This window comes from Streptomyces canus (assembly GCF_041435015.1).
Classification (GTDB): Bacteria; Actinomycetota; Actinomycetes; order Streptomycetales; family Streptomycetaceae; genus Streptomyces; species Streptomyces canus_G.
Window position 1 is genome coordinate 4,603,483 of record NZ_CP107989.1, and the last position, 14,158, is coordinate 4,617,640.

Below are 14,158 nucleotides of genomic sequence, written 5' to 3' on the forward strand. Positions count from 1 at the left end.
CACCGACGGGCCCCGGCTCTGCCGCATCCGCTAGGACGCGGACGGGCTCGGGTCGCCGCTGTCCGTGGGAGGGGGCGTCGGGCTTGCCGGGTCGGACGAGGTGGGGTCCGGTGCGGTCGGGGAGGGCGACGAGGACGGAGGGTCGCTGGGAGTGGGATCCGAGGGCGCCGAGGCCGTGGGGCCGGGGCTGGACGGGGGTGTCGTCGGCTCGCCGGGGTCTGAGGGTGCGGGCGCCGTGCCGTAGCCCTGGATGGTGACGACCGCGCCGGCCGGTGCGATCGCCACGCGCGCGCTCCAGGGGCCGGAGGGCTCGCGCAGATGGTCGACGTACACCTTGATCGTCAACGACTCGCCGCGTCTCAGGGTTCCCGAGGACCGGCTGAGGTAGAGCCAGGAGGCTCCCGTGGTGGCCGACCAGCGGACCGGGGCGTCGCCGGTCGCGGTGAGGGTGATCAGCGTGGTGTCGCCGCTGTTGCCGGCGCCGACCTCCAGGTGCCCGGCGCCCTTCCTGCCGGCCCCCGCGACGCTGACGACCTCCACGGAGACGTCGGGGCGGCCGTCCTTGGCGAAGCGGCTGCCGGGTTCGGTGCGGGCGTTGCCGGCGTTCTGGTAGCCGCCGCTCGCCGTCTCGCCGTCCAGGCTGCCGGGTCCGTGCGCCTCGCTGGCGCTCGCGGAGTGGCCGTCGACCCCCTCGCCGGGTCCGCCCCGGTAGGCGGCCCACAGGGCGAGCACGGGGGCGGCGACGACGGTGGCGACGACGGTCGTGGTGACGGCACGCGCGCGCAGGCGGTCGCGGCGGGCGGCCCGGTCCTTGGGATCCATCGGGAAGCCGCGCCGGTCGAAGCGGGGCACGGCGGCGCCACGCGCGCGTGACGGGTGCGCCGGCGCCATGTGCAGCGCCCCGCGCGGCGCTTCGAGCACGGGCAGCTCGGCGGGCGTGGTCATGGCTCCGGGCCAGCGTCCGGGAATCGCGCGCTCGGCACTGCGGCGGCAGCGCGGGCAGTCGTCGACATGGCGCACGAGTTCCCGGCGCAGGGCCGAGCTGAGCACGAACTGGCGGTCGCCGGTGAGCCGGGCCACGCTCGGGCAGTCGCCGGTCTCGACGACGGCGAGGGCCGCGCGGGTGCGCTCGACCTCGCAGGCGGCGGAGGCGAGCAGTTCGCGGGCGCCGGCGAGGTCCATGCCGAGGACGGCGGCGACCTCGTGGGCGGCGAGGTGATGACGTACGGCGAGTTCGAGCGACTCGCGCTGCTCGGGGGTCGTTCCGGCCGCCTCCGGCCAGGCCAGCAGGGCGAGTTCGCGGCGGCGCGCCTCCTGCAGGTCCGCGGCGACCGGGGGTTCGGCGGGCTTCTGGGACGCTCCGTGACGTCCGGCCGCATGGGTGGCCTGACGTTTCTGCTTGGCCTCGGCCAGCTTGCGCAGACAGGCCCAGCGGGCCAGCGCGTACAGCCAGGCCCTGCGGTCGCCGGCCGCCTCCGGGCCGCCGCGCCTCTCGGCGAGCGCGAGGACGTCGCCGAGGGCCGCGATCGCCGCGTCGTGGTCGCACAGCACGGACAGGCAGTAGGTGAACAGGCCGTCCAGGTACGGCTCGTAGCGCGCGGGCGGCCCCTGCGCCACCGTGCGCGCGGCACCGCGGTCGCGCTCCTCCCGTTGCGCCCGGTGCGCGCCGGTGGTGCGGGTCGAGGTCTCCGGACTGCTGCTCATCATCCGTGGACCGTAGGGGGCGGAACATGGCCCCTTCCGGCGCCTCGAGCACTTTTACTCCGTACGGGTGAAACGATCCCTCAATAGGGGACAGGAACCCGCGATTCCGTGGCTCGTTCCCGTCGTGACGTGGCCGGTTCACGCGCGGGGCGTGCGGTGATGCAGATGCCGAAGCCGGGTTGCTCCGGATGCCGGAGGATCGGGTCGGGCCGGATGCCGGGGTGCATGCCGTCCGGCGGGCGGGGCCGGGTTGTCAGTGGCGGCGGTTACGGTTCGTGCATGGCTGCCCGTACGAAGTCCGCCAAGGAGCGTCCGTCCTACCGCTGCACCGAGTGCGGCTGGCAGACGGCCAAGTGGCTCGGCCGCTGCCCCGAGTGCCAGGCCTGGGGGACGATCGAGGAGTACGGCGCGCCCGCGGTGCGTACGACGGCACCCGGCCGCGTCACCACCTCCGCCGTGCCCATCGGCCAGGTCGACGGCCGCCAGGCCACCGCCCGCTCCACCGGCGTGCCCGAGCTGGACCGGGTGCTCGGCGGCGGCCTCGTGCCCGGCGCGGTCGTGCTCCTCGCGGGCGAACCCGGCGTCGGCAAGTCCACGCTGCTGCTGGACGTGGCGGCCAAGTCGGCCAGCGACGAGCACCGCACGCTCTATGTGACCGGCGAGGAGTCGGCGAGCCAGGTCCGGCTGCGCGCCGACCGTATCCACGCCCTCGCCGACGACCTGTATCTCGCCGCCGAGACCGACCTGTCCGCGGTCCTCGGACACCTGGACGCGGTGAAGCCGTCCCTGCTGATCCTCGACTCGGTGCAGACGGTGGCCTCCCCCGAGATCGACGGCGCCCCCGGTGGCATGGCCCAGGTGCGCGAGGTGGCCGGGGCACTGATCCGGGCGTCCAAGGAGCGCGGGATGTCCACCCTCCTGGTGGGCCATGTCACCAAGGACGGCGCGATCGCGGGTCCTCGCCTGCTCGAGCACCTCGTGGACGTGGTCCTCAGCTTCGAGGGCGACCGGCACGCGCGCCTCAGGCTCGTACGAGGCGTCAAGAACCGCTACGGCGCCACCGATGAGGTCGGCTGCTTCGAACTGCACGACGAGGGCATCACGGGCCTCGCGGACCCAAGCGGACTTTTCCTGACACGTCGGGCCGAACCGGTCCCCGGCACCTGTCTCACCGTCACCCTGGAGGGCCGGCGCCCCCTGGTGGCCGAGGTCCAGGCGCTCACCGTCGACTCACAGATCCCCTCACCCCGGCGCACCACCTCCGGTCTGGAGACCTCCCGTGTCTCGATGATGCTCGCCGTCCTGGAGCAGCGAGGCCGGATCAGCGCTCTCGGCAAGCGGGACATCTACTCCGCGACGGTCGGTGGTGTAAAGCTTTCGGAACCTGCCGCGGACCTGGCGGTCGCCCTCGCCCTGGCGTCGGCGGCCAGCGACACCCCGCTGCCCAAGAACCTCGTCGCGATCGGCGAAGTGGGCCTCGCGGGCGAGGTCAGACGGGTCACGGGCGTCCAGCGCAGGCTCTCCGAGGCACACCGTCTGGGCTTCACGCACGCACTCGTCCCGGGCGATCCCGGCAAGATCCCGTCCGGCATGAAGGTCCTGGAAGTCGCGGACATAGGGGACGCCCTGAGGGTCCTTCCGCGCTCGCGTCGGCGAGAGGCCCCACGGGACGACGAGGACCGCCGGTAGACTTTGCCCTGGTCTCGCCCGTCCGTACGAACCGAACGACGACACGGGAGCGTCCAAGACCCCGCGACCGGAGGAGAGCAGTGGCAGCCAACGACCGGGCAGCAGCTCCCGGAAAGTCCGGTGGGAGCGCCGGTGCCGATGGCCTGATGCGCGCCTCCCTGAGCGCCGTGGCCCCCGGCACCGCCATGCGCGACGGCCTCGAGCGGGTGTTGCGCGGCAACACCGGCGGACTCATCATCCTCGGCTTCGACAAGACGGTGGAGACGATGTGCACGGGCGGTTTCGTCCTGGACGTCGAGTTCGCGGCCACGCGTCTGCGTGAGCTGTGCAAGCTGGACGGCGGCATCGTGCTCTCGTCCGACCTGTCGAAGATCCTGCGGGCCGGCGTGCAGTTCGTACCCGACGCGACGATCCCGACGGAGGAGACGGGCACCCGGCACCGCACCGCGGACCGCGTGAGCAAGCAGGTCGGCTTCCCGGTCGTCTCCGTCTCCCAGTCGATGCGCCTCATCGCCCTGTACGTCGACGGCCAGCGCCGGGTCCTGGAGGACTCGGCGGCGATCCTGTCCCGCGCGAACCAGGCCCTGGCGACCCTGGAGCGCTACAAGCTCCGCCTGGACGAGGTCGCGGGCACGCTCTCCGCGCTGGAGATCGAGGACCTCGTGACGGTCCGGGACGTCTCGGCCGTGGCCCAGCGCCTGGAGATGGTCCGCCGTATCGCCACGGAGATCGCCGAGTACGTCGTCGAACTCGGCACGGACGGCCGCCTCCTCGCCCTCCAGCTGGACGAGTTGATCGCGGGCGTGGAGCCGGAACGCGAACTGGTGGTCCGGGACTACGTCCCCGAACCCACCGCGAAGCGCTCCCGCACGGTCGACCAGGCGCTGTACGAACTGGATGCCCTGACCCATGCGGAGCTCCTCGAACTCCCCACGGTCGCCCGCGCCCTGGGCTACACAGGCTCCCCCGAGGCGATCGACTCGGGCGTCTCCCCCCGGGGCTTCCGCCTGCTGGCCAAGGTCCCCCGCCTGCCGGGCGCGATCATCGACCGCCTGGTGGAGCACTTCGGGGGCCTCCAGAAGCTCCTGGCGGCAAGCGTGGACGACCTGCAGACGGTGGACGGAGTGGGCGAGGCAAGGGCAAGGAGCGTCCGAGAGGGCCTGTCCCGCCTGGCGGAGAGCTCGATCCTGGAGCGGTACGTCTAGGGGGCCGGCGCCCCCTCAGCCGTTCTCCAGCCAGTCGTTCTCCAGCCAGTCGTTCTCCAGCTAGTCGTTCTCCAGCACGAACGAAGCCTGCGCAGTCGCATACCCCGGCGCCTTGACCTCCACCAGGTACGTCCCCGCCCCGGCCGACCCCGCCGCAGGTGTCGCACACTGCGGTGCACTCGGCTTGCGGTCCCACTTCACGGTGTACGTGATGCTGCTGCCGGCCGGAGCCCGGTAGACGAGGTTGCCCGCGGTCACAGGACAGTCGGCGGACGACCAGTAGGGGTCGTCCTCGCCGGCCTGAGTGATCGTCAACACCGCGCGCTTCGGACCGAGATCGACCTTGCAGTCACTGCCGGAGGAGTTGGTCGCGGTCAGCAACAACGTGGGCTTCTGGCCGGGGTCGTAGGCGTTGCGCAGGCTCCGCACGCTCAACTTCACCGCACCTGCGGTGCAGTTGGGCAGCGTGGAGCCGGCCGGAAGAGTGTCGCCCTGCCCCACTCCGGTACCCGTACCGCCACTCCCCGCGCCACCGGCTCCGCCGGCCCCGGCTGCCCCGGCTGAGCCGCCCGTACCGGTGTCACCACCGGCGCCCGAGCTGCCCCCCGTGCCGGTCCCGGAACCGGAGCCCGAGCCTGAGCCGCCGCCGGTGTCCCCACCGGTGGTCGACTCGTCGCGCCCGCCCGGCGCTTGGCTGATCGCGGGGCCGGAACCGGACGGTCCGGGGGTGATCGTCGAGGGGGTGGGATGCTTGCCGTTGGACCCGTCCGCGCCGTTCTTGCCGCCTCCGCCGCCGGAGCTGACGATCCATGCGATCAGCAACGCCAGCACACCGAGGACGGACAGCATGACGGCCCTCCGTCGCCAGTAGATGGAGGAGGGAAGCGGCCCGACCGGATTGCGCAGAGATCCCACGGCGCAAACTGTACGAGAGATCGGCGAGTTCACCGCCCTCACCCGCCGCCGGGCGACACAACTTTTCAGGATCATCATTCCGGAAACGGCAGTCCCGCCCGGGACTTCCCCCAGGCCTGACACGTGCCGACAGCGGATCGTGACCGAACCGGCCCGCGCCTCACGGTCCGTGACCATGAAGGTCATCCCCGGGGGAGTGACGACCCACGGCCGGGACATGGACGTACGGCGTGTTCGCGATCGCAGCCTTGCACCTCTGGCCACGACTGTGGCGTCCACCCGGTCCGAGCGACCCGTCCCTCAGAACACCCGTCCGCCACCTCCGGCATGGCAGGATCGGAAGGCCATGACTGCGCCCACGAAGCCCCAGCCCCAGCCCCCGGACAGCAGCCCCGCCGACGGCATCATCGACGCTCCTCCCGGAGCGGGCCTGCACTCCCCCGTCATCGACTGGTTCGACGAGCACGCCCGGGATCTGCCGTGGCGGCGACCCGAGGCCGGTCCGTGGGGGGTGATGGTCAGTGAGTTCATGCTCCAGCAGACGCCCGTGAACCGGGTGCTGCCGGTCTACGAGCAGTGGCTCGCGCGGTGGCCGCGGCCCGCCGATCTGGCCGCGGAGGCGCCCGGCGAGGCCGTGCGCGCCTGGGGCCGGCTCGGCTATCCGCGCCGGGCGCTGCGGCTGCACGGCGCCGCGGTCGCCATAACGGGACGGCACGGCGGCGACGTACCGACGGAGCACGCGCAGCTGCTCGCGCTGCCCGGGATCGGCGAGTACACGGCCGCCGCCGTCGCCTCCTTCGCGTACGGGCAGCGGCACGCCGTGCTGGACACCAATGTGCGGCGGGTGTTCGCGCGGGCGGTGACCGGCGTGCGGTACCCGCCGAACGCCACGACGGCCGCCGAGCGCAAGCTCGCCCGCGCGCTGCTGCCGGAGGACGAGAGCACCGCCGCCCGCTGGGCCGCCGCCTCGATGGAACTGGGCGCGCTGGTGTGCACGGCCAAGAACGAGAGCTGCGTGCGCTGCCCCATCGCCGCCCAGTGCGCCTGGCGGCTCGCGGGCAAGCCCGAGCACGACGGGCCGCCGCGGCGCGGGCAGACGTACGCCGGTACCGATCGCCAGGTCCGCGGCAAGCTGCTCGCCGTTCTGCGGGAGGCACACGCACCGGTGCCGCAGGCGGTTCTCGACCGGGTGTGGCACGAACCGGTACAACGGGCGCGGGCGCTGGACGGTCTGGTCGCGGACGGGCTCGTGGAGCCCCTGTCGGGTGGTTTGTATCGGCTGCCGTTGACGTAGCCCGACACGGAGCCAACCGGCAAATCCCCCTGAACCGGCGCGAATCACCGCGCCGGTTTACCCCTTTTCGGCTTCCGTTACACAACCGACGGACAGCCTATTGCCAGCCGCGCGCTGCTCCGCACAGCCCCGTGACAACAGCTCCGTAGCTTGATTGCCATGCCGCACACCAGGGCGGCGCACACGCGATGAGAACCGGCAGGGACTGCCGGAACGGGGATCAGGAGGCGGTCTACATGGCGCAGGGCGAGGTGCTCGAGTTCGAGGAGTACGTCCGCACCCGGCAGGACGCGCTGCTGCGCAGCGCACGCCGTCTGGTCCCGGACCCGGTCGACGCGCAGGACCTGCTCCAGACGGCGCTCGTGCGGACGTACGGCCGCTGGGAGACCATCGAGGACAAGCGGCTCGCGGACGCCTATCTGCGCCGGGTGATGATCAACACCCGCACGGAGTGGTGGCGGGCGCGCAAGCTGGAGGAGGTGCCGACCGAGCAGCTCCCGGACGCCTCGGTCGACGATTCCACCGAGCAGCACGCGGACCGCGCCCTGCTGATGGACGTCATGAAGGTGCTCGCCCCCAAGCAGCGCAGTGTCGTGGTGCTGCGACACTGGGAGCAGATGTCCACGGAGGAGACGGCCGCCGCCCTCGGTATGTCGGCCGGAACGGTCAAGAGCACGCTGCACCGGGCGCTCGCCCGGCTCCGTGAGGAGCTGGAGGCCCGCGATCTGGACGCACGCGCGCTGGAGCGTGAGGAGCGGGAGCGTTGCGCGGCGGCCTGACCGAGCCCGGGCCCACCCGGCCGGACCTCTATCCGGTCCGGGGGATCTTCCAGGCGGCAAGCACGGCGGTGGTCGTGCTGGCCGCCCTCGCCCTTTTCGTCTCCGCCTGCGCCACCGGCGGCACCGGCACCCGTGACGAGGGTCCGGCACACGCGGTCGCGGAGGGTGACGCCTCCCCCTCCGCCCTGCCATCCGCCCTGACCTCCCCCCGTCTGGACCGCAAGAGCGCGGTCGCTCTCCTCAGATCGGACCCGAAGGTCTCCGAGGCGGTCAAGCGCGATCTGGAGCCCTGTGGCGCCCACCAGTACCCGGTCGACCTGTTCTACGGCGACCTCACCGGCGGCTCGGCCAACGACGTCGTCGTCAACGTCGTGACCTGTGCGGATCTGGTGGGCGTCGGCTCGTACGTGTATCGCGAGCAGGGCGGTTCGTACCAGAATGTCTTCCATACCGAGGAGCCTCCGGTCTACGCCGAGATCGATCGCGGCGACCTCGTGGTGACCAAACAGGTGTATGAAAAGGGTGACGCGGTGTCGGACCCGTCCGGCGAGAATGTGATCACGTACCGCTGGGCCTCGGGAAAGTTCGCCGCCGTCTACCGGACGCACAGCGACTACAGCGATGCCGTCGACGCGGATCCGACGCCGGTGCCCGACAACTGAACCGATCGGGCCGCCCGGAACGATCCTCCAGTGACCGCATCGACACCGAAGAGTGAGAGCACCCGGATGGCAGACCAGACCCACGTGCTGTTCGTCGAGGACGACGACGTCATCCGCGAGGCCACCCAACTCGCCCTGGAGCGGGACGGCTTCGCGGTCACCGCCATGCCCGACGGACTGTCGGGCCTGGAGGCGTTCCGGGCGGACCGCCCCGACATCGCCCTGCTGGACGTCATGGTCCCGGGCCTGGACGGGGTCAGCCTGTGCCGCCGTATCCGCGACGAGTCCACCGTGCCGGTGATCATGCTGTCGGCGCGCGCCGACTCGATCGACGTGGTGCTCGGTCTGGAGGCCGGCGCCGACGACTACGTCACCAAGCCGTTCGACGGTGCCGTCCTGGTCGCCCGGATCCGTGCGGTGCTGCGCCGCTTCGGGCACGCGGGCGGGGCCGACCGGGGCGAGGAGAGCGCGGACGCGGCCGCCGGGGGCGTGCTGTCCTTCGGCGAGCTGGAGATCGACACCGAGGGCATGGAGGTGCGCAAAGCCGGGCAGCCGGTCGCGCTCACCCCGACCGAGATGCGGCTGCTGCTCGAGTTCTCCTCCGCGCCCGGCACGGTCCTGTCCCGCGACAAGCTCCTGGAGCGGGTGTGGGACTACGGCTGGGGCGGTGACACCCGAGTCGTCGACGTCCATGTGCAGCGGCTGCGGACGAAGATCGGCCAGGACCGGATCGAGACGGTCCGTGGCTTCGGCTACAAGTTGAAGGCCTGAGCGGGGGGACCTGGGATGCGGGGGATCCTTCGGGGCCCGGTGACCGATCGGCTGGCCGTGCGGACCGGGCTGAGGTGGAAGCTGAGCGCGGCCATCGCGCTGGTCGGCGCGCTCGTGGCGGTCGCGCTCAGTCTGGTCGTGCACAACGCGGCGCGCGTCTCGATGCTGGACAACGCGCGCGACCTCGCGGACGAGCGGATCCGGATCGCCCAGCGCAACTACGAGCTGACCGGCAAGCCGAACTTCCCCAGCATCGCGGTCGACGACCGTCATCTGCCGCCCGCGCTGCGCGAGAAGGTCGAGGAGGGCCGCCGGGCGACGTACGTCTCCGACCGGCCCGACCGCGGCCCGGACATCTGGGCGGCCGTCCCGGTCAAGGGCGGCCATGTGCTGTCCCTGCACACCGGGTTCACCGACCGCAGCACCGACATCCTCAAGGATCTCGACCAGGCCCTGGTGATCGGCTCCATCGCGGTGGTCCTCGGCGGCAGCGCGCTCGGCGTGCTCATCGGCGGGCAGCTGTCACGGCGGCTGCGGAAGGCGGCGGCCGCGGCCAACCAGATGGCCAAGGGCGAGACGGACGTACGGGTGCGGGACGCGATCGGCGGGGTCGTACGGGACGAGACCGACGACCTCGCCAGCGCGGTGGACGCCATGGCGGACGCGCTCCAGCAGCGGCTGGAAGCCGAGCGCCGGGTCACCGCGGACATCGCGCACGAGCTGCGGACACCGGTGACGGGACTGCTGACGGCGGCGGAACTGCTGCCTCCGGGCCGGCCCACGGAGCTGGTCCTGGACCGGGCGAAAGCCATGCGCACCCTCGTCGAGGACGTCCTGGAGGTGGCCCGTCTCGACGGCGCCTCCGAGCGGGCGGAGCTCCAGGACATCCTGCTGGGCGAGTTCGTCGCCCGGCGGGTGGCGGCCAAGGACCCGGGGATCGAGGTGCGTGTGGTGCACGAGTCGGAGGTCACGACCGACCCGCGCCGCCTGGAGCGCGTGCTGTTCAACCTCCTGGCCAACGCCGCCCGGCACGGCAAGCCGCCCGTCCAGGTCACCGTCGAGGGCCGGGTCATCCGCGTCCGCGATCATGGCCCCGGCTTCCCCGAGGACCTTCTCGCGGACGGCCCGAGCCGCTTCCGCACGGGCAGCGCGGACCGCGCGGGCCACGGCCACGGGCTCGGACTGACCATCGCGGCGGGGCAGGCGCGGGTGCTGGGGGCACGGCTGACGTTCCGCAACGTCCGTCCGGTCGGTCCCCTGGACGGCGCCCCGGCGGAGGGCGCGGTGGCGGTGCTGTGGCTGCCGGAGCACGCGCCTACGGCCACGGGAAGTCATCAGATGCTGCCATAACCTGCACCAGCATCAGCTCCTCCCCCTCGACGGGCGCCCCGGCGGAAGTCCCGGCAGCCGTGCTGTGACTGCCCGAGCACGCGCCTACGGCCTCAGGGAGGCATCAGATGCCGCCGTGACGTGCGCCAGCATCAGCTCCTCCCTCTTGGACGGTCGCACCCCGTCCGTCCGCCCCCCAAGGCGCCCCGGCGGAAGTCCCGGCAGCTGTGACTGCCCGAGCACGCGCCTACGGCCTCAGGGAGGCATCAGATGCCGCCGTGACGTGCGCCAGCATCAGCTCCTCCCCCCTCGACGGCCGCACCCCGTCCGTCCGCCCCTCGAAGTAGCGCCGGTCCAGCTCCTCCGCCGGCATGTGCCGGGCCTCGTGGAAGCCGGACTCGCGGGCCAGGGCCAGGATCTCGGACGGCTGGAAGAAGCTCAGGAACGGCGTCCCCGCGGCCCGCGCGCCCGCGACGGCGGCCTCGAGCTGTGGTCGCTGCTCCGGCTCGACGTCCTCCACCGGCCGCAGGAAGGTCGTGACCAGCGTGGACCCCGGGGCGAGTCCGGCGACCAGGCGGAACGTGGCCGCGACCGCCTCCCGGGTGAGGTACATGGTGACGCCCGTGGAGGCCACCACCGCGGGCCGCGCGGGATCGAGCCCCGCCTCGACGAGCCGCCCCCACCAGTCCCCCTCGAAGTCGACCGGCACCAGCCGCAGCCACTCGGGGACGCCGAGCCCGAGGTCCATGAGCCGCCGCCGCTTCCAGGCCTGCGGGCCGGGCCGGTCGACCTCGAAGACCCGCAGTCCGCTCGACGCGGCGACCTCGGGCCTGCGCTGAGCGAACGTGTCGAGGCCGGCGCCGAGGACGACGTACTGGTCCACCCCTCGCCCGACCGCCTCGACCACCAGGTCCTCGACGAACCGGGCCCGGGCCACGATCGACGCGCGGGTGCGGCGTGTGGCGTCCACGTCCATGTCGGGGCGGTCGCGCCAGCCGTCGTCCGGGTCCGCGAGCCGCAGCCCGACCTCGTCCTCCAGGACATGCGGCGGCGGATCCGCGCGGACGTGCAGGGCCCGCCAGAGGGCGACCCGTACGGCCGTGTGGTCCGCCGCGGCCGGTTCCTCCCCGGTGTCCGTCACGCCCAGTCCTTCGAGAAGTCGAGCTCCTCGCGGCGCTGGGTCAGCGAGTACCAGTTGCCGCTGTCGTCGCGGAAGATCGCCTCGATGCCGTACGGCCGCTCCTGCGGTTCCTGGATGAACTCCACCCCGCGCGCCCGGAACGTCTCGTAGTCACCGCGGCAGTCGTCCGTACGGAACGCTCCGGCGCCCATCACGCCCTTGCCGACGAGCTTCTTGAGCGCCTCGGCGGACTCGGGGTCCAGACCGGGGCCGTCGAGGCTCATCAGCGCCAGCTCCAGGCCCTGCTGCTCCTTGGCACTGACGGTGACCCATGTCATCTCGCCCATCGAGACCTCGCTGCGCACCTCGAAGTCGAGCTTCTCGGTGAAGAAGGCCTTCGTGCGTTGCTGGTCGAAGGTCCATACGGTGGCGATGCCCAGTCCCTGGATCATGGCTCTGCTCTCCTGTCCTGCGGGGGTTCCTCTCCGTCACCGTAGGCAGGGCCGGGGCCGGGCCGCTTCTTCAAAGTTGCGGTCCTCTTCACCGTTCTCGCGGTGGGGAATCCGCCGGCCCAGAGCATGGCGTAGCACCCGGGGATCAGGGAGGCGCCGCGGCCCACGTGCTGGGTGCGGTACTCGCTCGGGGTGAGCCCGGTCCGCGCCTTGAAGCGGGCGGAGAAGGTGCCGAGGCTGCTGAAGCCGACCAGGTGGCAGATCTCGGTCACGCTGAGATCGGCCCCCCTCAGCATCTCCTCGGCCCGCTCGATCCGCCGGTGCGTGAGGTAGTGCCCGGGCGTCTCGCCGTAGGCCTCCTTGAAGGCCCGCAGGAAGTGATAGCGCGAGTACCCGGCATGCGCCGCGACGGCGTCCAGGTCCAGGTCCGGATCGGCCCAGTCGCGGTCCATGGCGTCCTTGGCGAGCCGGATCTGCCGCACCTTGTCCATGAGGCCGATGGTGGCACGCGGCACTGACATCGACCCGCGAGCGCGCACGGAGAAGGCCCCCGGGGCGGACACCATCCGGGGGCCTTCGGTTCGGCGGGGTCGGCTCAGACCTCGACCAGCGGAGCCGGCGCCGCGTCGTCCGCCGACTTCTGCGGTCCCGCGCCCTGCAGCGGTACCTCCTTGACGAACACCGCCGCCACCAGCGCGACCACGGCGACGATCGATCCGAGCAGGAACGCCGAGTGCGTGCCTGCGGAGACCGCGTACTGGTACGCCTCGCGCACCGCGTCCGGCAACTTCTCCAGGCTCTTCGCGTCCAGCTGCGCGGACTGCTCGGTCACCTTGGAACCCAACGCCCCGCCCCGCTCCGCCATGGTGTCCTGGACCCGGTGGTTGAACAGCGCGCCCATGACGGCGACACCGAAGGAGGAACCGAGGGTACGGAACAGGGTGGTGGACGAGGACGCGACGCCCATGTCCTTCATCTCCACGCTGTTCTGCGCGACGAGCATGGTGATCTGCATCAGGCAGCCCATGCCGAGACCGACGACGGCCATGAGGACACCGGAGGTGAACCGCGAGGTCCCCGTGTCCATCGTCGACAGCAGGTACAGCCCGATGACCATCAGGACGCTGCCGAGGACCGGGAAGACGTAGTACCGCCCGCTGTTGGTGGTCACCCGTCCCGCGACCATCGAGGTCACCAGCATCGCGCCGAGCATCGGCAGGAGCAGCAGCCCGGAGTTGGTGGCGGAGGCACCCTGCACGGACTGCTGGTACAGCGGCAGGAAGAGGGTGGCACCGAACATCACGAATCCGGTGATGAAGCCGATGATCGACATCAGCGTGAAGTTGCGGCTGCGGAAGATGTGCAGCGGCACGACCGGCTCGGCCGCCTTGGTCTGCCAGAACACGAACCCGACGAGCGCGGCGACACCGATCCCGATCAGCTCCATGATCCGCGCGGAGGTCCAGGCGTACTCCGTGCCGCCCCAGGTGGTGACGAGCACGATGGAGGTGATGCCGACGGTCAGCAGCGCGGCGCCGAGATAGTCGATCCGCGCCTGCGCACGCTTCGCCGGCAGGTGCAGTACGACGCTGATGAGGCCGAGCGCCACCACGCCGAGCGGCAGGTTGATGTAGAAGGACCAGCGCCAGCCCCAGTTGTCGGTGATGGTGCCGCCGACCAGCGGACCGCCGATCATCGCGAGCGCCATGACGCCGGCCATCATGCCCTGGTACTTGCCGCGCTCCCGGGGCGGGATCAGGTCACCGATGATCGCCATCACGCCGACCATCAGACCGCCGGCGCCGAGGCCCTGCACGGCCCGGAAACCGATGAGCTGCCCCATGTCCTGGGCCATACCGCTGAGCGCGGAGCCGATCAGGAAGAGCACGATCGACGTCATGAAGACGCCCTTGCGGCCGTACATGTCGCCGAGCTTGCCCCAGAGCGGGGTGGCGGCCGCGGTGGCCAGCGTGTAGGCCGTCACGACCCACGAGAGGTGTTCGAGCCCGCCGAGCTCGCCCACGATCGTCGGCATCGCGGTGCCCACGATCATGTTGTCCAGCATCGCGAGCATCATGGTGATCATCAGCGCGAGCAGGACGACCCGCACGCTGCGCTGTTTCTTTTCCGGTTCCGTCTCGACCGTCTGTGTGTCCGCCATCGTTCCCACTCCCCTGAGGTCCTGCGGTACTGCCCCCGCCGGGGCACTTACTTGCCGCCCGGCTAGTTGACTACACT

General features: G+C 71.8%; 13 protein-coding genes. 7 read left to right on the forward strand and 6 right to left on the reverse strand.

Annotated features, from left to right (window positions below; all coding sequences use genetic code 11):
• Positions 1-30 precede the first annotated feature (30 nt).
• Positions 31-1,707: a BACON domain-containing protein gene (locus tag OG841_RS20770; RefSeq protein WP_328640140.1), complete on the reverse strand. Its 1,677-nt coding sequence runs from the start codon at positions 1,705-1,707 to the stop codon at positions 31-33.
• Between the two features lie 276 nt (positions 1,708-1,983).
• Here OG841_RS20770 and radA point away from each other — a divergent pair, with 276 nt between their 5' ends.
• Complete coding sequence (gene radA / locus OG841_RS20775; protein ID WP_371566462.1) at positions 1,984-3,393, forward strand: DNA repair protein RadA; 1,410 nt, start codon at positions 1,984-1,986, stop codon at positions 3,391-3,393.
• Between the two features lie 80 nt (positions 3,394-3,473).
• Positions 3,474-4,598, forward strand: coding sequence for a DNA integrity scanning diadenylate cyclase DisA (gene disA, locus OG841_RS20780; protein ID WP_328640138.1), 1,125 nt, complete (start codon positions 3,474-3,476; stop codon positions 4,596-4,598).
• Positions 4,599-4,658: 60 nt separating this feature from the next.
• Here the strand turns inward: disA and OG841_RS20785 are convergent, their stop codons facing one another.
• Positions 4,659-5,513, reverse strand: a complete 855-nt coding sequence (locus OG841_RS20785; RefSeq protein ID WP_328640137.1) for a hypothetical protein — start codon at positions 5,511-5,513, stop codon at positions 4,659-4,661.
• 346 nt (positions 5,514-5,859) lie between these two features.
• On the opposite strand from OG841_RS20785, the gene OG841_RS20790 reads away from it, so the two are divergent.
• From OG841_RS20790 to cseC, 5 genes are all read left to right on the forward strand, one after another.
• A complete protein-coding gene (locus tag OG841_RS20790; RefSeq protein ID WP_371566465.1) occupies positions 5,860-6,807 on the forward strand; it encodes an A/G-specific adenine glycosylase in 948 nt (315 codons plus the stop codon).
• A 236-nt stretch (positions 6,808-7,043) separates the two neighbouring features.
• A complete protein-coding gene (locus tag OG841_RS20795) occupies positions 7,044-7,586 on the forward strand; it encodes a SigE family RNA polymerase sigma factor (RefSeq protein ID WP_020122536.1) in 543 nt (180 codons plus the stop codon).
• Positions 7,571-8,248 carry a hypothetical protein gene (locus tag OG841_RS20800; RefSeq protein ID WP_365123167.1) on the forward strand — a complete coding sequence of 226 codons (678 nt, stop codon included), beginning with the start codon at positions 7,571-7,573 and terminating at the stop codon, positions 8,246-8,248. Before OG841_RS20795 ends, OG841_RS20800 begins: the two co-directional genes overlap by 16 nt.
• 66 nt (positions 8,249-8,314) lie before the next feature.
• Positions 8,315-9,019 (forward strand): two-component system response regulator CseB, encoded by a 705-nt coding sequence (gene cseB, locus OG841_RS20805; RefSeq protein WP_059209193.1) that lies wholly within the window; start codon positions 8,315-8,317, stop codon positions 9,017-9,019.
• A 15-nt stretch (positions 9,020-9,034) separates the two neighbouring features.
• A complete protein-coding gene (gene cseC / locus OG841_RS20810) occupies positions 9,035-10,369 on the forward strand; it encodes a two-component system sensor histidine kinase CseC (RefSeq protein ID WP_328640134.1) in 1,335 nt (444 codons plus the stop codon).
• Positions 10,370-10,595: 226 nt separating this feature from the next.
• Here the strand turns inward: cseC and OG841_RS20815 are convergent, their stop codons facing one another.
• From OG841_RS20815 to OG841_RS20830, 4 genes are all read right to left on the reverse strand, one after another.
• Positions 10,596-11,489 (reverse strand): class I SAM-dependent methyltransferase, encoded by an 894-nt coding sequence (locus OG841_RS20815; RefSeq protein ID WP_371566468.1) that lies wholly within the window; start codon positions 11,487-11,489, stop codon positions 10,596-10,598.
• Positions 11,486-11,920: a VOC family protein gene (locus tag OG841_RS20820; protein WP_328640133.1), complete on the reverse strand. Its 435-nt coding sequence runs from the start codon at positions 11,918-11,920 to the stop codon at positions 11,486-11,488. Before OG841_RS20820 ends, OG841_RS20815 begins: the two co-directional genes overlap by 4 nt.
• A complete protein-coding gene (locus OG841_RS20825; RefSeq protein WP_328640132.1) occupies positions 11,917-12,411 on the reverse strand; it encodes a helix-turn-helix transcriptional regulator in 495 nt (164 codons plus the stop codon). The genes OG841_RS20820 and OG841_RS20825 overlap by 4 nt, the downstream gene beginning before the upstream one ends.
• A 104-nt stretch (positions 12,412-12,515) precedes the next feature.
• Positions 12,516-14,081, reverse strand: a complete 1,566-nt coding sequence (locus OG841_RS20830; RefSeq protein WP_328640131.1) for an MDR family MFS transporter — start codon at positions 14,079-14,081, stop codon at positions 12,516-12,518.
• Between the last annotated feature and the right edge of the window lie 77 nt (positions 14,082-14,158).